Raw genomic sequence first — 17357 nt, 5'->3', positions numbered from 1 at the left:
CAGGTATAATGAAGACACGATATTCACGAAAGGAATTCAAAATGGGAAAATATGTTGAACTGACGGCTGCTACATTTGAGGAAACTGTAAAAGAGGGTGTTACACTGGTTGACTTCTGGGCGCCGTGGTGTGGACCGTGCCGTATGATCGCGCCGGTGATCGAAGAGCTGGCTGAAGATTACGAAGGCAAAGCCACGATCGCGAAAGTGAACACGGATGAAGAGCAGGACATCGCCGTAAAATTCGGTATCCGCTCCATCCCGACGGTCATGATCTTCAAGAACGGCGAAGTCGTTGATCAGATGATCGGTGCCGCTTCCAAGCAGGCGTTCGAAGAGAAAATCAACGCACACCTCTAATACTTTGCAGGCGCTCGCCTGCACCCCAACTTTAAACTTCTCACTGCTTCTGTGTCAAAGTCCATCTTTAGTATGTTAGCGATATTATTTCTCCATTAATTACCGTAAGGGAATAAAGGGTTTTCCATGCTCGATTGTGCCATTATCGGAGGCGGTCCGGCCGGACTGACGGCGGGGCTTTATGCGACGCGCGGCGGCTTGAAAAACGTCGTGATGTATGAACAGGGCATGCCCGGGGGCCAGATCACGGGCAGCAGCGAGATTGAGAACTATCCAGGGGTCACCGGCGAGATCTCCGGTATGGACCTGATGATGCCCTGGCCGGAGCAGTGCATGCGTTTCGGGCTCAAGCATGAGATGGTTGCAGTAACAAACGTTTCACGTACGGAAGAGGGGACTTTCCGCATTACCCGCGAAGACGGCAAGGTCGATGAAGCGCTCAGCGTCATCGTCTGTACCGGTTCGACGCCGAAGCGTGCCGGCTTCAAAGGCGAGGATCTTCTCTTCGGCCGCGGCGTCAGCACCTGCGCCACCTGCGACGGTTTCTTCTACAAAGGCCAAGAGGTCGCCGTCATCGGTGGCGGAGACACGGCGCTCGAAGAGGCGCTCTATCTCTCCAAGATCTGCTCCAAAGTCTACCTGGTACACCGCCGGGACCGTTTCCGGGCCGCACCGAGTACGATTGAACGTATCAACAACACCGCCAATATCGAGCAGGTGCTGGATGCCGTACCCGACGAGGTCTACGGTGACGCGATGGGCGTGACCGGGCTGCGGGTCGCTTTCCGGGATGGGTCGACCCGCGACCTGGAGATCCCCGGGGTCTTCGTTTTCGTCGGCCATAACGTCAACAACGCCGTGCTGAAACAGGAAGACGGCAGCTGGCTCTGCGATGTCAACGACTGGGGACAGGTGATCGTGGACCTCAGTATGCGTACCAGTACGCCGGGCGTTTTCGCCGCGGGCGACCTGCGCATCGAGGCACCGAAACAGGTTGTCTGTGCCGCAGGCGACGGTGCAACGGCAGCGCTTCAGGTGATCACGTACGTTGATGAAAAACAAAACGCTTAGAGGATGAGAATGGTAAACGTCGGAATTTACGGGGCGACCGGCCGTGTAGGCAAACTGCTGATCGAGGATCTGGGCCCGGAGGAGACGCTGAGGCTCTCCGCGGTCTATGTCCGCAACAGCCTGGAGGCCTCCCTGCCGGAGGGGACACTGGTGACCAATGACGTGGAGGCCTTTGTCGCAGCGTCGGACATCATAATCGATTTCTCCCTGCCCGAAGCGGCCCAACCGCTGCTCGAAACCCTGCTGAAAACCCCCAAACCCCTGGTGAGCGGGACCACGGGGCTGAATGTGCACCAGCTCAACCTGCTCAAAGAGCTCAGCGGCGTGGCGCCGGTGCTGTACGCGACGAACATGTCCCTGGGCGTGGCGCTGCTGAACAAGCTTGTCAACCTCGCTTCCAAGACACTGGAGGGGTTCGACATCGAGATTGTCGAGATGCACCACCGCCACAAGAAAGACGCTCCGAGCGGTACCGCGCTGACCCTGGCCGAATCGGCGGCAGCGGGCCGCGACCTCGACCTTGACAAGGTCCGCGTCAGCGGCCGCAACGGCAATATCGGCGAACGCACCGGTGACGAGATCGCCGTCATGGCGCTGCGCGGCGGCGACATCGTCGGACGCCATACCGTCGGTTTCTATAACGACGGCGAGTTCATCGAACTGAATCACACTGCCACCAGCCGCAACACCTTCTCCAAGGGTGCCATCCGTGCGGCGAAGTGGCTGCATACGCAACCCAGCGGCCTCTATTCCATCGCCGACTGCCTCGGACTATAATAAAAGGAGTCATATGCGTCAATCATTGAATGAAAAATGTGCCGTCGTCGGCATCTTCAACCATGTCGAAGCCTCCAAGCTCGCCTATTTCTCCCTGCATTCGCTGCAGCACCGCGGCCAGGAGGCGGCGGGCATCAGTTCCGGAGACGGGGAACGTCTGCACACCATCAAAGACCGCGGGCTCGTTACCCAGGTCTTTGACGAGCAGAAACTGGCGACGCTCAAAGGGCATATGGCCATCGGCCATACCCGCTATTCTACGGCGGGGGACGACTCCATCCTCGATGCCCAGCCGGTCCATGCCAATTACGACCTGGGACAGATCTCCATCGTCCACAACGGTAACCTGACCAATGCCCAGGAGGTCCGCAACAAGCTCATTAAAGAGGGGGCGATCTTCCAGAGCTCCATGGATACGGAGAACCTGATCCACCTGATCGCCAGAAGTACGCAGAGCAAACTCAAAGACCGCATCATCGATGCCGTCAAACAGATCGAGGGGGCGTTCTCGCTCGTCTTTCTGAGCCGTACCAAGATGTTCGCGGTGCGCGACCGTTTCGGCTTCCGTCCGCTGGCTCTGGGACGTATCGGCGACGGTTACGTCGTCGCGTCCGAGACCTGTGCTTTTGATCTGATAGGCGCGACCTATATCCGTGACGTCGAACCGGGCGAAATGCTCATCTTTGAAAAAGGGAAGGCACCGCAGTCGCTCAAAATCTTTGACGGAACCCCGAAGCACTGTATCTTTGAGTACGTCTACTTCGCCCGTCCCGACTCCGAGGTCTTCGGCAAAAACGTCTACCAGAAGCGCAAGAACATGGGTGTGCAGCTGGCCAAAGAGCAGCCGATCGAGGCGGATATGGTCGTGCCCGTCCCCGACGGCGGCGTGCCGGCGGCCATCGGCTATTCGCAGGAGAGCGGGATCCCCTACGAGATGGGGATCATGCGCAACCACTACATCGGCCGTACCTTCATCGAGCCGACGCAGGAGATGCGCGATCTCAAGGTCAAGATGAAGCTCTCCCCGATCCGCGAACTGATCGAGGGCAAACGCCTCATCGTCATCGACGACTCCATCGTTCGCGGGACGACGAGCCGCCGCATCGTGCGTATGCTCAAAGAGGCGGGTGCGGCCGAGGTGCATATGCGCATCTCCAGCCCGCCGACGACGGACCCCTGTTTCTACGGCGTTGATACGCCGAACAAAGAGAAGCTGATCGCGGCAAATATGAGCATCGAGGAAATCTGCCACTACATCGAGGCGGACTCTCTGGCGTTCCTCAGTACCGAGGCGCTGATGCGTTCGGTGCGGGCCGAGGGCAGCGAATACTGTACCGCCTGCTTTACCGGCGAGTACATCGTCTAGGGACACATTTGCAGCCGAAGCAGATCTACACTTTCGGGACCTATCTCCAGGAGAAATTCGGGGAGAAGGTCTTCAAGGTCTCCATCTCCATCTCCGGCTTCACCTGCCCCAATATCGACGGCACCGTCGCCCGGGGCGGCTGTACCTTCTGCGAGAACGACTCCTTCAGCCCGAGTCTTGACAAGGTACAGCCGCTCAAGGGTTTCCACCTGAACCTGCAGAGCAAAGAGAACCCCTACCTCCCCAAGCAGCTCGAGCAGCTTGAAAAGCAGTTCGACGTCCTTTCGGCGAGACTGCGCCGCGAATACGGGGCAACGAAGTTCCTCGTCTATTTCCAGTCCTTTACGAACACCTACGCCCCCTTCGCGACGCTCAAGGCGCTCTACGACAAGGCGCTCTCCTTTGATGACGTCGTGGGGCTCAGTATCGGGACGCGCTCGGACAGCATCACCGACGAGACCCTCGACTACCTCGCAGAGCTGGCCAAAACGAAAGAGATCTGGGTCGAGTACGGTATCCAGTCCGTCTACGACGAGACCCTCGAGCGGATCAACCGCGGCCACGACAGCGCCAATGTCGAGCACTGGATTAAGAAGAGCAAGGCGGCGGGCCTGCATGTCTGCGGCCACCTCATCTTCGGCCTGCCGGGCGAAACGCAGGCAATGATGCTTGAGACGGCTATGAGGGCGTACGAGTGGGGGATCGACTCGGTGAAGTACCACCCCCTCTATGTCGTGACGCGAACGGCGCTGGCCAACGAGTATGCCCGGGGCGAGTTTACGCCGATTACGGAGGAGGAGTACCTCGATACGCTGCTCAAGGCGATCGAGATGAAGCCTGCGAATGTCTCCGTGCAGCGTATTACCGCCGGGATCGATAACGATACCCTCATCGCGCCGGCGTGGTGCCGGGACCGGAATACGCAGGTGCGGCATATCAATGCGGCTTTGAAACAGATCGGGCTGAAGTACTGAGTTTTTTTGTTCCCTTTCTTCTTTGTTCGCACAAAGAAGAAACCGAACCCGAAAGAAGAAAGTGCGAAAGGCTGCCGCTTTCGGGGCATTCCATTCCCCGGTAATCCTCTCGATACGCTAATTATCATTCAAGACTTGATAGAAGAAGTAGATACTGGCATAGATTTTTGCAGTATCTACTTTAGATAAGGATAGCCATTTGGCTAGGATGGGCGTGAGGCCTTTTCCGCGATGCCGCTTATGCCGAAGCGGCGGGCGAGCTCCTGCTTGATGCGGTCGGGGGAGATGTTCTTGTAGCCCAGGGCGACGAGGACGTGGTAGGTGAGGTCTGCCGCTTCGTAGACGATCTCTTCCTCGTCGTTATCTTTGACGGCGAAACTGAACTCCCCGGCCTCTTCGACGACCTTTTTGAGGATCGTGTTTTCCCCTTTGCTCAGCAGCTTGGCCGTCCAGGAGGTTTCCGGGTCGGCGTTCTTGCGCTCGAGGATCGTGTGGTAGAGGGTGTCGATGACGCCGTAGGCCGCGGTCATATCGACTTCGACTGCCATGGTCTCGCTGCCGCTGTCGAGCTCGGAGAAGAAACAGGATTTGCGGCCGGTGTGGCAGGCAACGCCCTCCTGTTCGACCTTGAGCAGCAGGGTGTCGTCGTCGCAGTCGATGAGGAACTGCTTGATGTGCTGCAGGTGGCCGCTGCTTTCGCCCTTTTTCCACAGCCGCTGCTTTGAGCGGGAGTAGTAGTGGGCGAGTTTCGTCTCCAGGGAGAGCTGGAGGGCTTCGCGGTTCATGTAGGCCATCATCAGGACTTCGTTCGTATGGACGTCCTGCACGATAACGGGAAGCAGTTCCTGTTTTTGCCAGTCGACCCGATTGAGAATTTCTTGCATGTTTTTTCCAGGAAAAAAGGATTGAATCAAAACGGAGGTGCTCCGGCTTGATTCAACCCTCCGGGGGGAGGGAAGCGCTTAGCGGATCGCGCTCTGTTTCTGCGGATCTTTCATATCAACCCAGATATTCGGCGTGGAGCCGCCCGGTGTCAGGAAGATCTTCGCGTCTTTGTTCTCGCGCAGGGCGTCGTTGAACTGTCCCTGGACCTTGATCTGCTCCATCTGGAGGAGTTTGTCGGTGAGCGATGCACTGATGGCCCGGTTGGCCTGTGCGGTTGCGTCGGCCTCGATCTTGATCGCATTCGCTTTACCCTCGGCTTCGATCTTGATCGCATTCGCTTTACCCTGGGCTTCCGCGGCACGTTTCAGGGCCTCCTGCTTCGCGCGCTGGACCTCCTGCTCGGCTTTTTGGACCTGCTGCTTGGCGATCTGAACGCTTTCGATCTGGTCCTTGACCTTCTGCGGCAGGACGATTTCACGCAGCTGGACCGACTGGAAGATGGCCGGGGAGTTCTCCTGCCCCTCGATACTCTGGCGGATGCCCTGTTCGATCTGGTTCGCGATGGTATTGCGGTTCGTCGGCAGGGATTCCGCCTCGTACTGGCCGACGACGTTGCGGACGATGTCGCGCACGACGGGGTTGATGATCTTCTCTTCCCAGCTGAAGCCCCAATTGGAGATGGTCTGTGCCGCGTACTGCGCATTGAGGCGGTACTGGACCGTCAGTTCGATGGAGACGGGCAGACCGCGTTTATCCAGGACGGTGATCGCCGGACGGACTTCAAGGCCTTCGCCTTCGGCCCCGGCACGCTCGATGCGGCTGGCGTAGTTGATGATTCTGACCTTCGTGTCGACGAGGTAGACCTTCTGGATCACGGGGATGATGAAGTGCAGGCCCGGCAGGAGGGCATTGGGTTCATACTTTCCGTTGGTCGCGAGAATACCGCGCTCCCCTTCGGTAATGATGACGAAGGGTTTGGCGAGCAGCAGGAAGACAACGATGACGACGCCGAGAAGGAGCAGTGCCGATTTGCCTTTGCCCATGTTGAACTCCATCTTGGGGGGCTTGGGTGGGGTGAAACCGCCGCCGCCGCTGCCGCCGGAGCTGCTTTTTTTCTTGTTGAAGTAGTCGTTCATGTCTGTTGCCATGCTTGCTTTCCTTTTAGACGTAGGTCAGGTAGTGCGTGTAGTTCGGGTTGCGTCCGAAGACGACATCGAAATAGGCGCTTTGCAGTTTTTCCGTGATCGGACCGCGGGCGCCGTTGCCGAGGATGCGGGCATCGATTTCGCGGACCGGGGTGATCTCCGCGGCCGTACCGGTCAGGAAGGCTTCATCGGCGATGTAGGCCTCTTCGCGGGTAACGCGGCGGCGAACAACCTCGTAACCCATATCCTGGGCCAGCTCGATGATCGTCTTCTGGGTGATCGATTCGAGGGAGTTGTCATTAGGCGGCGAGATAAGCTTGCCGTCGCGGACCATGAAGAAGCCCGCGCCGCTCGCTTCGGCGACGTACCCCTGGTCGTCAAGGAGCAGGGCTTCGTCGTAGCCGCATTCGACCGCTTCGAACTTGGCCATCTGCGAGTTCAGGTAGTTCGCGACCGCCTTGGCTTTGCCCATGTTGGAGGTGTTGGCCGGGCGGGTGAACGAGGAGATCTTGAGACGGATCCCTTTGCGCATTCCCTCTTCGCCGAGGTAGGCGCCCCACTCCCATGCGGCGACGGCCGTCTCGACCGGGGCATCCTTGTGGTAGAGGCCCATGACGCCGTAACCCAGGAAGGCGAAGGGGCGCAGGTAGACGTTGTCGCCGGTAAAGTCGTTTTTGCGGATCAGTTCGATCTGCGCATTGTTGAGCTCCTCGACGCTGTAGGGGATGTTGAGCAGGACCATCTTGCCCGACTGGATCAGACGCTCGGTATGGTCGTTGAGACGGAAGATGGCGTACCCCTTGTCGGTTTTGTACGCCTTGGTCCCTTCGATAACGCCGTTGCCGTAGTGCAGCGTATGTGACAGTACGTGGACTTTTGATTCCTGCCAGGGGAGGAATTCGCCGTTCATCCAAATGTACTTGGCTTCGTTCATTGGTTCTCCAAATTATCGGTAATTCTACGAAAGTCGGATATTTTATCCAAGTGGTGTTTAAGGCTGCGTTAATGGGGCTTTCGCGAATGTTTGGGCATAATGGTTTAAGGTGGCTCCGGAGGGAGCCGTTCGTGCGAGGAGGACGCGATGGGAGTCGTAGGCGAGAGTGTCGTTCGTGTCGATGCCGCGTCAAAAGCGGACGGGACGCTGCGCTATACGGATGATCTGCCTTTTGACGGATTGTACGGGGCGGTTGTCCGCTCCGAGATCGCCTACGGAAAGATCCGTGCGATCACCTTTGACCCCGCTTTCGACTTTTCCGATATCGTCATCGTCGACTACAGAGACATCGAGGGTCGCAACGCCAATGTCGTCCTCACTGACGACCAGCCCTTCCTCGCAGAGGCGAGGGTCCGGCATATCGGGGAGCCGATCCTCCTGCTGGCGCACCGTTCAAAACGGCGGCTCCGCGAGGCGGCGGCCCACATTACGATTGACTACGACGCGCAGGCGCCGGTGCTGAGCATGGAGGAGTCCCTGGCACTCAAACAGCGGCTCTACGGCGAGGATAATGTCTTCAAAGCCATCCATACGCTCAAAGGTAGCCTTCCGGAGGGGAGGGGGCTGTTCAGCCTGGAGAAGACCTACACGACCCCGCACCAGGAGCAGGCCTACCTGGAACCGCAGAGTATGCTGGCGCGCTACAACGGCGGGCGCGTCAAGATCATCGGCTCGATGCAGTGCCCCTTCTTTGTCGAGGCGGCGCTGGAGGGACTTGCCGGCGAAAAGATCGAGGTGGAGCAGGCGCCGACGGGCGGGGGATTCGGTGGCAAGGAGGATTACCCCTCCCTGATCGCGGGCTATGCCTACCTGCTTTGCAAGAAGGCGGGGCAGGATGTCAAGATCGTCTATGAGCGCGAAGAGGATATCGCCTACACGACCAAGCGCCACCCCGCGCAGCTGCACTACAGAAGCCGTTTCGACGAGACGGGGAAACTCCATGCGCTGGAGGTGGATATCACAATTGACGGCGGGGCGTATGTGACGCTCTCCCCCGTCGTCCTCGCGCGCTGCGTTCTGCATGCGGCCGGTTTCTACGACTGCGGCTACATTAGGGTCGACGCCCGCGCCGTGGCGACGAATACTCCGCCCAACGGGGCATTCCGAGGTTTCGGTGCCCCGCAGGTCATTTTCGGGATTGAACGCCATATGGACGACATCGCCCGCACGCTCGGCCTCTCGCCGGCAGTTGTGCGCGAACGCAACCTTCCCGGTGCGGGTTCGCTCAACGTTTCGGGGGTGCCGATCGCCGAACATGCCCGGCTGCGGGCGCTCTTCGACACTGCCTGCCGTGAAAGCGGATTTGACGCCCTTTACAATGCCCCGCCACCGCACAGAGGGGTCGGAATGGCCCTGTTCATGCACGGTGCGGGCTATACGGGCGTGGGAGAAAGCATGCTGGCCTCCAGCGTCTCGATCGCCCTGGAAGCGGACGACAGTGTCGAGATCCGCGTCGGGAGCGTGGAGATGGGGCAGGGGACGCTGACGGCGCTGCCGCAGATCGTCGCCGATGTCCTGGAACTGCCCGTCGGGATGGTCTCCTGCCGTACCCCGAATACCGCCGAGGTCGCTGACAGCGGACCGACAGTCGCTTCGCGGACCGTGATGATCGTCGGTCGTCTGCTTGCAGAGGCTGCGGGGCAGCTGAAAAGGGCGCTCGGCGATTACGATAGCCCCGACGCGTACCGGGAGGCGGTTGCGCACTACCGGCAGCGCGGCGGTCCGCTGCAGTTCGGAGCCTCCTATGAACAGCCCGCCGGCATCCTCTGGGACGAAGATCTCTTTTACGGTAACGGCTATGAGGCATACGGGCTGGGATGCTACATCGCCGAAGTGGAAGTTGATCCCGTCGACTACCGCGTCCGGGTCGTCCGTTTTGACGCCTACAACGACGTCGGTCAGGTTGTCAATCCCATGATGGCGGAGGGGCAGGTCGAAGGGGGTGTGGCCCAGGGGATCGGGTATGCCCTTTTCGAGCGCCTGGTGTATGAAACGGGGCGCGTACGAAGTCCCCGTTTCAGTGATTATACGCTGCCGATGGCCCCCGACCTGCCGAAAATTTCCGTGCGTTTCCTTGGTTTGGAAGGTCCCTCGCTGGGGCTTGGGGAGCTGCCGATGGACGGTCCGGCCGCCGCCGTCGCCAACGCGCTTGGGCATGCCCTCGGAAACGCTTTTGACGCTTTGCCGATCACCCCGGAAACGGTGGAGGAAGCATGCAGATAACGTGTACGATCAACGGCAAAGTTCACCGGTTTGACTGTGCCCCGGAGAGCCGGGTGCTCGACCTGGTGCGCGAGGCGGGAATGACGTCGGTCAAGGCGGGCTGCGGTGAAGGGGAGTGCGGCGCCTGCAGCCTCTTCGTCAACGGCAGACTCGTCAATGCCTGCCTACTGCTTGCCCCGCAGATACAGGACGCGGAGGTTGTGACGCTGGAGGGGTTGCAGGAGGAGACGGCAGCGATCCGCGAAAGCTTTGCCGAACACGGTGCCGTACAGTGCGGCTTCTGCACGCCGGGCTTCGTCCTGCGCGCCTACGACTACCTCAGTCACGGCGGTGAACGCAGTGAAGAGGCGATCAAGGCGGCCCTGGACGGCAATCTCTGCCGCTGTACAGGCTACCGGAAGATCGTCGAGGCCATCGTAAAGGTGAAGTCATGAACTATCTGCGTGCGACAAATCTCGGCGAGGCGACGGCACTGTTGGCGCGGTATCCGGAGGCACTGCTGCTCTGCGGCAGCACAGATGCGGCGCTGCAGCTGCGGCATGCCGCTGCCACCGCCACCCTCATCGACATCCACGCCCTGGAGGAGCTGAAAGGCGTCAGCGTGGAAGACGGCCATATGCGGATCGGCGCGCTTGTGACGCTCAACGAACTGCTCCGTAGCGATGTGGTCCGGGCATCCCTGCCGCTGCTGGCGGCCTGTGCCGAAACCTTCGGCTCGCACCAGATCCGCAACCTCGCCACCGTCGGCGGCAATATTGCCAACGCCTCACCCGCCGCGGACCTGACGGCTGCGCTGGTGGCGCTGGAGGCCACGGTGACGCTGGCGTCGCAGGAGGGGGAGCGGAGCGTGCCGCTTGAAGCGTTCTACTGCGGCTACAAATGCACGAAACTCGACCATGAGCTTATTACCGCCGTCACCGTTCCGCTGCAGACGGGAGAGTGGTACTACCGAAAGGCGGGGATGAGAGAGCGGCTCAACATCGCGAAAGTGAGTATCGCCCTGACGCAGGGCCACGGCGGTTTCCGTATCAGCGGGGCGTCGCTGGGGCCCAACCCGGTCCGCTTTCGGACCCTCGAAGCCTTGCTGGATGGGGGTGTGTACGACGACGCGGCGATCAAAGAAGCCCTCGAGAGCGATACGGACCCCTCCGGCGGGCACCGTTCGACGAAAGCGTACCGGCTCCGGGTGGCGTTCAACATGATCAAAGAAGCCCTTTCGCAGCCGGAGGAGAGATGACGGTCGTCCTGCTCGCCGCCGGGAGATCCTCCCGCACCTCTGATCTGAAATCACTGTACAGGGTGGAGGAGGAGTACCTGATCAACCGGCAGATCCGGCAGCTGCAAAGCTACGGCTACGATGTCGCCGTCGTTCTGGGATATGCCTATGAGCGGATCAGCGCCGTCCTTCCCGATGGGGTGAAGGTGATCTGCAACGAAGCGTATGGGGAGGGGATGTTCTCCTCGGTCAAGAGGGCGTTCGAGACGCTCGATGCCCCGGAGCTCTACTTCTGCCAGGTGGACCGCCCCGTGCCGGACAAACGCGTTTTCGAAGCGCTATCCCGCAGCGAAAGCCCAGTGGCGACGGCTTTTTTCGAGGGACACCGCGCCCCGCCGCAGCGCATCAGCGCCGTTATGAAAAATGATCTGCTCACTTCGGACGCGGGACGCCTTGATGCATGGATCGAGTCCACCGGCATTGCAGAGGCCGTTGCCGTCGACGATCCGAAGGTGGCCCTCAACGCCAATACGGACGAAGAGCTCAGACACTTCTTCGGCTGAGTTCAGAGGACGAAAAAGACGAGCAGGGCGACGGCGGCGAGGACGCCCATCGCGATATCGATCTGCCTGAAGCGCCCCTGGATGAGGCGGATAAAGACGTAGGCGAGTGAGCCCAGCAGCAGGCCGTCGGTGATGGAGTAGGTGAGCGGCATCCCCAGAACGATGAGGAAAGTGCTGTATTTGACCGCCGCGTCCGAATAGTCGATGTGCTGCAGTTCCCCAAACATCATGACGCCGATAACGATAAGAACGGGATAGACGGCGTTGGAGGGGATGGCCTGGAAAAAGGGGAGCCAGAAGAGCGGCAATATGAAAAGCAGCCCGGTAACGACGGCGGTCAGTCCCGTCCGTCCACCTGCTTCGACGCCCGCGGCGCTCTCGATGAATGCGGTTGTGCTGGTGACCCCGGCAAGGCCGCTGAGCATCGTCGCCGCGGCGTCGGCCTCGATGGTGCGCTGCAGGGGGACGGAGTCCTTGCCGTGGAAGAGGTTCGCGCGCATCCCGACCCCCGTCAGGGTGCCGAGGGTGTCAAAGAGGTCGGTGATGAGGAAGATGAGGATGAGCGGCGCCATCGAGAGGCTGAGCGCCGAGGTGATGTCGAGTTCGAAGGCGATCGGTGCCATAGAGGCGGGCAGGGAGAAAAAGCTCTCGGGCATCGGCTCCACCCCCGTCGCCCAGGCGAGCAGGGCGGTCAACGTGATGGAGAGGATAAAGGCTCCACGGACCTTTTTGATGACAAAAAAGATCGCCAGGCCGAGGCCGAAGAGGCCGATGAGGAGGTGGGGGTCTTTGAGGTTGCCCAGGGTGACCAGGGTCGCCGGGCTGTCCGTGATGAGGTGAAGCTGCTCCATCCCGATAAAGGCGATGAAGGCCCCGATACCTGCGCTGACGGCGCGTTTGACATCGACGGGGATCGTTGTGATCATCCAGCGCCGCAGCGGAGTGATGCTGATGAGGATATAGAGGATGCCGGAGAGGAAGACGATCCCCAGCGCCGTCTGCCATGCCAGCCCCATCCCCTTGACGAGCCCGAAGCTGAAGTAGGCGTTGAGCCCCATGCCGACGCTCATGGCAATAGGGGTGTTGGCCCAGAGGCCGTTGAGGATGGAGGCAATGATGGTCATGACCGCCGTCGCCGTGATGACGGCATCAAAAGGAAGGCCTGCTGCACTGAGGATCGCGGCGTTGACGGGGACGATGTAGAGCATGGCGAGGAAGGTCGTAAAGCCGGCGGTCATCTCGGTGCGGACGTCCGTGCCGTGGTCGCGGAGTTGAAAAGGGTTCATGGTTCTGTTCTGCACCCTTTGATGAAGTGGAAGGTCCGCCCGTCGAAGAGCCCCTTGTCGCTGAGTTTGAGTTCGGGGATGACGAGCAACGCCATAAACGAGAGGGTCATAAACGGTGCGTGCAATTTTGAACCCAGCGCCGATCTTGCGAAGCGGTCCAGCATTTCGTACTGTTCAGCGACTTTGAAACCGTCTTCTCCGCTCATGATCCCGGCGATGCGCAGTGGCAGCAGATGCTGTTCCGCGGCGTTCAATGCGCAGATACCGCCCCGGGAATCGATGATGAGGTTGACCGCCTCGGCGATCGCTTCGTCGCTGCAGCCGACGGCGATGATGTTGTGGGAATCGTGGGCGACGCTGGAGGCGATGGCCCCCTCTTTCAGTCCGAAACCGCTGACGTAGGCGACGGCGGGCGGGGCCTCTTCGTAACGGTTGACGACGGCAATTTTGAGAATGTCGTGCTCGGGGTCACCGATGCGGCGGGCAGGGACGTTTTTCAGCGAGGCGATCATCTCGTGGGTGACCAGTTCGCCGTCGACGGCCTCGATCACCTCCACGGTGTCACAGGGCGGAAAGGCAAAATCCTCCGGCCGCTTAGGCGCCGCATGGAAGTTGTTGAGCTCCGGCAGCGGTACGGAGTGGATAAGGCTTCTGCCTTTTTCGGCAACAATGCGGCCCCCGATAACGGTCCGTAGAACGCTGAAATCCTCCAGATTATTGACTTCGATGAGGTCGGCGCTCTCCCCCGGCTGCAGCGTACCGACGCCGAGCCCGTAGTGATCAATGGGATTGAGGCAGGCGATGCGAAGCACGTCGAAGAGGTCATACCCCTTGGCGACGGCGCGCCGTACGAGGGCGTCAATATGTTCTCGGCGGAGATCGTCGGGGTGGCGGTCGTCGCTGCAGAACATCAGCATGTCGGGGTACGCTTTTATCAGCGGGGCAAGGGCTTCGAAGTTTTTCGCGGCGGAGCCCTCACGGATGAGGATCTTCATGCCCGCCTGAACCTTTTCCAGCCCCTCTTCGTAGGTGAAGGCTTCATGGTCGGTCGTGATGCCGGCAGCAATGTAGCGTTTCAGGTCGTCGCCGCGCAGACCGGGGGCGTGGCCGTCGACGGGTTTTCCCAGCGTCTTTGCAGCCGCGATCTTTGCATGCATCTCCGCGTCGCCGGCGACAACCCCCGGGAAGTTCATCACCTCGCTAAGGTAGCGGATCTGCGGGTTTGCCAGCAGTGTTTTCACCTCCTCGACGCCGAGGAGCGCGCCGCTTGTTTCAAAGGGGGTCGCCGGGACGCAGGGGGAGGCCCCGAAGGCGAAGTGGAAGGGGACCTTCTGGGCATTTTCCAGCATGAACTCGACCCCTTTGATCCCGAGGACGTTGGCGATCTCGTGGGGGTCGGAGACGGTTGCCACCGTACCGTGAAGGACGGCGAGGCGGGCGAATTCGCTCGGCGGGAGCATGGAGCTTTCAATGTGGATATGCGCGTCGATGAAGCCGGGGAGGAGGTAGGTGGAGCAGGGGGTGTCGATTTTGGTGACGGACCGGATGAGACCTGCTTCGATCACGACACTGGCAGGGTAGATCTCGCGGCGGCGGATATCGACGTAATTGGATTCGATGACCATGGTTTTGCACCTCTTTTCAATCGAATACATTTTTGCATAGATGGGATAAAGGGGGGATTACTTGGGGAGATTTCGTTTTCTCAATTGGGGTTTTGTTCCCCCTTCTTTTTTACGACTTGGTATTTAGTGCCTCGCATGTATTGCGCTTTAGCGCTTATGCTTATTCAAAAAAGAAGCCGAACCGGGAAGAAAAAAGGATAAAAGGCTGCCGCTTTCGGGACAATCCATTCACCGGTGATCCGGCTGACACGCTAAGTACCGTTTCGGATTTGACAAAAGAAGCGGATACTTTTAGCGTGCTTAGTGCTTAGGCTGATGGTGTGTTGATCATCCACGCGGAGAAGACGTTGATGTAGTCCCAGAAGGACTGGACGTACGCTTCGTCGATGCCCTCTTCGACGAGCTGCGGCAGCAGCTGGGCGTAGAACTCCAGCCAGCGGCGGCGGGCCGCTTCGTCGATGCGGAAAGGGGCGTGGCGGCCGACCATGCGGGGCTCGCCGCGGTGCTGGTTGAAGTAGTCCGGGCCGCCGCAGATCTGGATAAAGAAGTCCGCGGCATTGGTCTTGGCCTGTTGGAAGTCATCTTCGTCGTTGACGGGGAAGAGGAAGGCGATATCGCTGTTACGGATCAGTTCGTAGTGCTCGTCGACGAGTTTACGGAAGCGCGCTTCGCCGACCTGCGGGTAGAAGCCGGGATGGGGTTTTGTTACCGGGGGACGGACGCCGAGCTGGCCGGGGATGATTTCAAGGTTAAGCATCATTTTCCTATCGGCGGCACCCGGGGGATGCCGCATTTTTTGTTTCGATTGTAAAAGGTTTTTTCTAAAATCAGTGTTAATGGCGGGGGGCAAACGGCGGCTTAACGGCCCGCCTTGTATAATAGATACACTTTTTATACCAGGACAGTAGTATGGAAGCAAAAGTATTTTTCGGATCGACGGAAGCGGTCACAGGCCAGTGGACGGAACGCCGCAGCCCTTATGACAGCAGGGTCGTGTCGAAGGCTCCCGTCTGCGTCGCGGAGGAAACCATTCGGGCACTGGAGATTGCCAAAGCGGCCACAAAAGCGGCCAAAGCGTCGACGCTGTCACAGCGCTGCGATTGGCTGCACGACGTAGCGGCAAAGCTTCGGGAACAGAAAGAAGACCTGGCAAAAACGATTACGGACGAGGTCGGCAAACCGATCGCTTTCGCCCGGGTCGAGGTGGAGCGCTGCATCGAAACGGTCATCCTCGCCGCCGAGACGATGCGCACCATGCACGGCGAAACGATCAATACCGATGCGATGCCAAGCGGCCGTAAGACGACGGCCTTCTATATCCGCGAACCGGTCGGCGTCATTGCGGCGATCACCCCCTTCAACTTCCCGCTGAACCTGGTAGCGCACAAGCTCGCCCCCGCCCTTGTCGCCGGGAATACGGTCGTGCTCAAACCGACGCCGGAGGCGCCGCTGACGGCCTACAAGTTCGCGAAAATCTTCATCGAGAGCCCTTATGCGGTCAAGGATGCGCTGAGTGTCGTCTACGGCGATGCCGAAGTCGGCAGTACCCTGGTCGGCAGCGACATCCCGCGCAAGATCAGCTTCACCGGCTCCGTCCCGGTCGGCAACATCATCACCAAGAGTGCCGGGATCAAAAAGGTGAGCCTGGAGCTCGGCGGCAACGCGGCGACCTTCATCGACAAGAGCGCCGATCTCGATCTTGCCGCGCAGCGCTGTGCGCTCGGGGCCTTCGTCAACTCCGGGCAGGTCTGCATCTCGCTTCAGCGCATCTATGTCCACAGTGACGTCTACGACGCGTTTGCGGAGAAAATGGCCGAAGCGACGCAGAAGCTCGTTGTCGGATCGCCCTACGAAGACGACACCTTTATGGGACCGCTCATCAACGAAGAGGCGGCGGAGCGGGCACTCTCATGGGTGCAAAGCGCCATTGACGAAGGGGCGCGTCCGATGACGGAGGTGAAGTGCGAAGGCACGATGTTCTACCCGACGGTCATGGCGGACGTCACCGATGATATGGCGATCGTCTGCGAGGAGGTCTTCGCGCCGATCGTCTCCCTGGTCAAGGTCGAGGGCTTCGACGACGCTGCCCCCCGGATGAACGATTCGCCCTACGGGCTGCAGTTCTCCGTCTTTACCAACGACCTGGCATTGACGCAGCGCGCGATCAGCGAGCTCGAGGCAGGGGGAGTCGTCATCAATGATATGCCGACCCTGCGTTTTGACATCCAGCCCTACGGCGGGGTCAAGCTGAGCGGCGTCGGCCGCGAGGGGCCGCGGTTCGCCATCGAGGAGATGACGGAACTCAAATCGGTCGTCATCGCGTAGCATCATGCAAAAAGAGAAAGTGATCGTCTCGGCGTGTCTGCTGGGAGAAGCGTGCCGGTATGACGGCTGCTCCAAAAGGGATGACGGTGTTCTCACCTTTCTTGCAGACAAAGAGGTGATTCCCTTCTGCCCGGAAGCCCCGGTTCTGGGGACACCCCGCGGGCGGATCAGCGTCATCGCGACGGAGGATCACGGCCTGCGGGTCAAAAAAGATGCGGATGATACGGACGTAACTGATGCGCTTATCGAACAGACCGAGGCGCTGATCAAGGCGCACCCGGACGCGACGGGGATCATCCTCAAATCGAAATCCCCCAGCTGCGGCATCGGCACGACGCCTGTTTTGGATGAAGCGGGCAACGAGATCGCCAAAGGAAACGGGGTGGCGGCGGACCTGCTGCTGCATGCGTTTCCCGATATCAGTATCGTCGACGAGAATAGTTTATAGGTCCCGGTGTTCTTTTTCTTTCTTTTTACAAAGAAACGAAACCAAAGCGAATGGAAAAGTAGAGCTTCGATACATCGAAGCGCATTCAATCAAATCAGGA

Annotated in this window: 18 protein-coding genes; 12 read left to right on the top strand and 6 right to left on the bottom strand. The window is 59.7% G+C overall.

The genetic code is table 11. The features are described 5' to 3' along the window. Positions 1 to 41: 41 nt before the first annotated feature. The 5 genes from trxA (at position 42) to mnmL (ending at position 4547) form a co-directional block, all read left to right on the top strand. A complete protein-coding gene (gene trxA / locus LOH54_RS11725; RefSeq protein ID WP_231019273.1) occupies positions 42 to 359 on the top strand; it encodes a thioredoxin in 318 nt (105 codons plus the stop codon). Positions 360 to 485: 126 nt separating this feature from the next. Next, a complete protein-coding gene (locus LOH54_RS11720; protein ID WP_231019272.1) occupies positions 486 to 1430 on the top strand; it encodes an NAD(P)/FAD-dependent oxidoreductase in 945 nt (314 codons plus the stop codon). A gap of 9 nt (positions 1431 to 1439) precedes the next feature. Beyond that, complete coding sequence (gene dapB / locus LOH54_RS11715) at positions 1440 to 2207, top strand: 4-hydroxy-tetrahydrodipicolinate reductase (RefSeq protein WP_231019270.1); 768 nt, start codon at positions 1440 to 1442, stop codon at positions 2205 to 2207. A 13-nt stretch (positions 2208 to 2220) separates the two neighbouring features. Further along, positions 2221 to 3573 (top strand): amidophosphoribosyltransferase, encoded by a 1353-nt coding sequence (gene purF, locus LOH54_RS11710; protein WP_231019269.1) that lies wholly within the window; start codon positions 2221 to 2223, stop codon positions 3571 to 3573. Between the two features lie 8 nt (positions 3574 to 3581). Continuing rightward, positions 3582 to 4547, top strand: coding sequence for a tRNA modification radical SAM protein MnmL/YtqA (gene mnmL / locus LOH54_RS11705; RefSeq protein WP_231019268.1), 966 nt, complete (start codon positions 3582 to 3584; stop codon positions 4545 to 4547). A gap of 203 nt (positions 4548 to 4750) precedes the next feature. Here mnmL and hisIE read toward each other — a convergent pair whose 3' ends face one another. From hisIE to LOH54_RS11690, 3 genes are all read right to left on the bottom strand, one after another. After that, complete coding sequence (gene hisIE, locus LOH54_RS11700; RefSeq protein ID WP_231019267.1) at positions 4751 to 5431, bottom strand: bifunctional phosphoribosyl-AMP cyclohydrolase/phosphoribosyl-ATP diphosphatase HisIE; 681 nt, start codon at positions 5429 to 5431, stop codon at positions 4751 to 4753. Between the two features lie 78 nt (positions 5432 to 5509). Beyond that, entirely contained in the window at positions 5510 to 6580 is a 1071-nt protein-coding gene (locus LOH54_RS11695) for a prohibitin family protein (RefSeq protein ID WP_231019266.1), read from the bottom strand. 13 nt (positions 6581 to 6593) lie between these two features. Beyond that, the gene (locus LOH54_RS11690; protein ID WP_231019265.1) at positions 6594 to 7511 is read right to left on the bottom strand and encodes a branched-chain amino acid transaminase; all 918 of its coding nucleotides are present in this window, start codon (positions 7509 to 7511) and stop codon (positions 6594 to 6596) included. A gap of 147 nt (positions 7512 to 7658) precedes the next feature. Here LOH54_RS11690 and LOH54_RS11685 point away from each other — a divergent pair, with 147 nt between their 5' ends. From LOH54_RS11685 to LOH54_RS11670, 4 genes are read left to right on the top strand one after another with little or no spacing between them, the layout of a single operon-like run. After that, positions 7659 to 9794: a xanthine dehydrogenase family protein molybdopterin-binding subunit gene (locus LOH54_RS11685; RefSeq protein WP_231019264.1), complete on the top strand. Its 2136-nt coding sequence runs from the start codon at positions 7659 to 7661 to the stop codon at positions 9792 to 9794. Further along, positions 9785 to 10228 (top strand): (2Fe-2S)-binding protein, encoded by a 444-nt coding sequence (locus LOH54_RS11680; protein ID WP_231019263.1) that lies wholly within the window; start codon positions 9785 to 9787, stop codon positions 10226 to 10228. Before LOH54_RS11685 ends, LOH54_RS11680 begins: the two co-directional genes overlap by 10 nt. Next, positions 10225 to 11031 carry an FAD binding domain-containing protein gene (locus LOH54_RS11675; RefSeq protein ID WP_231019262.1) on the top strand — a complete coding sequence of 269 codons (807 nt, stop codon included), beginning with the start codon at positions 10225 to 10227 and terminating at the stop codon, positions 11029 to 11031. Before LOH54_RS11680 ends, LOH54_RS11675 begins: the two co-directional genes overlap by 4 nt. After that, on the top strand, positions 11028 to 11573 hold the full coding sequence (locus LOH54_RS11670; protein ID WP_231019261.1) for a nucleotidyltransferase family protein: 546 nt from the start codon (positions 11028 to 11030) through the stop codon (positions 11571 to 11573). The genes LOH54_RS11675 and LOH54_RS11670 overlap by 4 nt, the downstream gene beginning before the upstream one ends. A gap of 2 nt (positions 11574 to 11575) precedes the next feature. Here LOH54_RS11670 and LOH54_RS11665 read toward each other — a convergent pair whose 3' ends face one another. Both LOH54_RS11665 and ade read right to left on the bottom strand, forming a co-directional pair. Further along, positions 11576 to 12859 (bottom strand): NCS2 family permease, encoded by a 1284-nt coding sequence (locus LOH54_RS11665; protein ID WP_231019260.1) that lies wholly within the window; start codon positions 12857 to 12859, stop codon positions 11576 to 11578. After that, positions 12856 to 14484 carry an adenine deaminase gene (ade, locus tag LOH54_RS11660; RefSeq protein WP_231019258.1) on the bottom strand — a complete coding sequence of 543 codons (1629 nt, stop codon included), beginning with the start codon at positions 14482 to 14484 and terminating at the stop codon, positions 12856 to 12858. Before ade ends, LOH54_RS11665 begins: the two co-directional genes overlap by 4 nt. Positions 14485 to 14516: 32 nt before the next feature. Between ade and LOH54_RS11655 the strand changes: the two genes are divergently transcribed. Further along, the gene (locus LOH54_RS11655) at positions 14517 to 14795 is read left to right on the top strand and encodes a hypothetical protein (RefSeq protein WP_231019257.1); all 279 of its coding nucleotides are present in this window, start codon (positions 14517 to 14519) and stop codon (positions 14793 to 14795) included. On the opposite strand, the gene LOH54_RS11650 is transcribed toward LOH54_RS11655, so the two are convergent. Beyond that, the gene (locus LOH54_RS11650; protein WP_231019256.1) at positions 14792 to 15241 is read right to left on the bottom strand and encodes a globin domain-containing protein; all 450 of its coding nucleotides are present in this window, start codon (positions 15239 to 15241) and stop codon (positions 14792 to 14794) included. The two genes, LOH54_RS11655 and LOH54_RS11650, sit on opposite strands and share 4 nt — an antisense overlap. Before the next feature lie 152 nt (positions 15242 to 15393). On the opposite strand from LOH54_RS11650, the gene LOH54_RS11645 reads away from it, so the two are divergent. Both LOH54_RS11645 and LOH54_RS11640 read left to right on the top strand, forming a co-directional pair. After that, the gene (locus tag LOH54_RS11645) at positions 15394 to 16809 is read left to right on the top strand and encodes an aldehyde dehydrogenase family protein (protein ID WP_231019254.1); all 1416 of its coding nucleotides are present in this window, start codon (positions 15394 to 15396) and stop codon (positions 16807 to 16809) included. A gap of 4 nt (positions 16810 to 16813) precedes the next feature. Further along, a complete protein-coding gene (locus LOH54_RS11640; protein WP_231019253.1) occupies positions 16814 to 17257 on the top strand; it encodes a 2-thiouracil desulfurase family protein in 444 nt (147 codons plus the stop codon). Positions 17258 to 17357 lie beyond the last annotated feature (100 nt).

Source organism: Sulfurimonas sp. HSL-3221, from assembly GCF_021044585.1.
Taxonomy (GTDB): Bacteria; Campylobacterota; Campylobacteria; order Campylobacterales; family Sulfurimonadaceae; genus Thiomicrolovo; species Thiomicrolovo sulfuroxydans.
This window is presented reverse-complemented; position numbering and strand designations above follow the sequence as displayed.

Excerpts from the sequence above, each read along its gene's own strand:
- hisIE (WP_231019267.1), bottom strand. The coding sequence starts at position 5,431 with ATGCAAGAAATTCTCAATCGGGTCGACTGGCAAAAACAGGAACTGCTT.
- LOH54_RS11695 (WP_231019266.1), bottom strand. The coding sequence starts at position 6,580 with ATGGCAACAGACATGAACGACTACTTCAACAAGAAAAAAAGCAGCTCC.
- LOH54_RS11675 (WP_231019262.1), top strand. The coding sequence starts at position 10,225 with ATGAACTATCTGCGTGCGACAAATCTCGGCGAGGCGACGGCACTGTTG.
- LOH54_RS11650 (WP_231019256.1), bottom strand. The coding sequence starts at position 15,241 with ATGCTTAACCTTGAAATCATCCCCGGCCAGCTCGGCGTCCGTCCCCCG.
- LOH54_RS11665 (WP_231019260.1), bottom strand. The coding sequence starts at position 12,859 with ATGAACCCTTTTCAACTCCGCGACCACGGCACGGACGTCCGCACCGAG.
- trxA (WP_231019273.1), top strand. The coding sequence starts at position 42 with ATGGGAAAATATGTTGAACTGACGGCTGCTACATTTGAGGAAACTGTA.
- LOH54_RS11670 (WP_231019261.1), top strand. The coding sequence starts at position 11,028 with ATGACGGTCGTCCTGCTCGCCGCCGGGAGATCCTCCCGCACCTCTGAT.
- ade (WP_231019258.1), bottom strand. The coding sequence starts at position 14,484 with ATGGTCATCGAATCCAATTACGTCGATATCCGCCGCCGCGAGATCTAC.
- LOH54_RS11685 (WP_231019264.1), top strand. The coding sequence starts at position 7,659 with ATGGGAGTCGTAGGCGAGAGTGTCGTTCGTGTCGATGCCGCGTCAAAA.
- LOH54_RS11680 (WP_231019263.1), top strand. The coding sequence starts at position 9,785 with ATGCAGATAACGTGTACGATCAACGGCAAAGTTCACCGGTTTGACTGT.
- LOH54_RS11645 (WP_231019254.1), top strand. The coding sequence starts at position 15,394 with ATGGAAGCAAAAGTATTTTTCGGATCGACGGAAGCGGTCACAGGCCAG.
- LOH54_RS11640 (WP_231019253.1), top strand. The coding sequence starts at position 16,814 with ATGCAAAAAGAGAAAGTGATCGTCTCGGCGTGTCTGCTGGGAGAAGCG.
- LOH54_RS11720 (WP_231019272.1), top strand. The coding sequence starts at position 486 with ATGCTCGATTGTGCCATTATCGGAGGCGGTCCGGCCGGACTGACGGCG.
- LOH54_RS11690 (WP_231019265.1), bottom strand. The coding sequence starts at position 7,511 with ATGAACGAAGCCAAGTACATTTGGATGAACGGCGAATTCCTCCCCTGG.
- dapB (WP_231019270.1), top strand. The coding sequence starts at position 1,440 with ATGGTAAACGTCGGAATTTACGGGGCGACCGGCCGTGTAGGCAAACTG.
- purF (WP_231019269.1), top strand. The coding sequence starts at position 2,221 with ATGCGTCAATCATTGAATGAAAAATGTGCCGTCGTCGGCATCTTCAAC.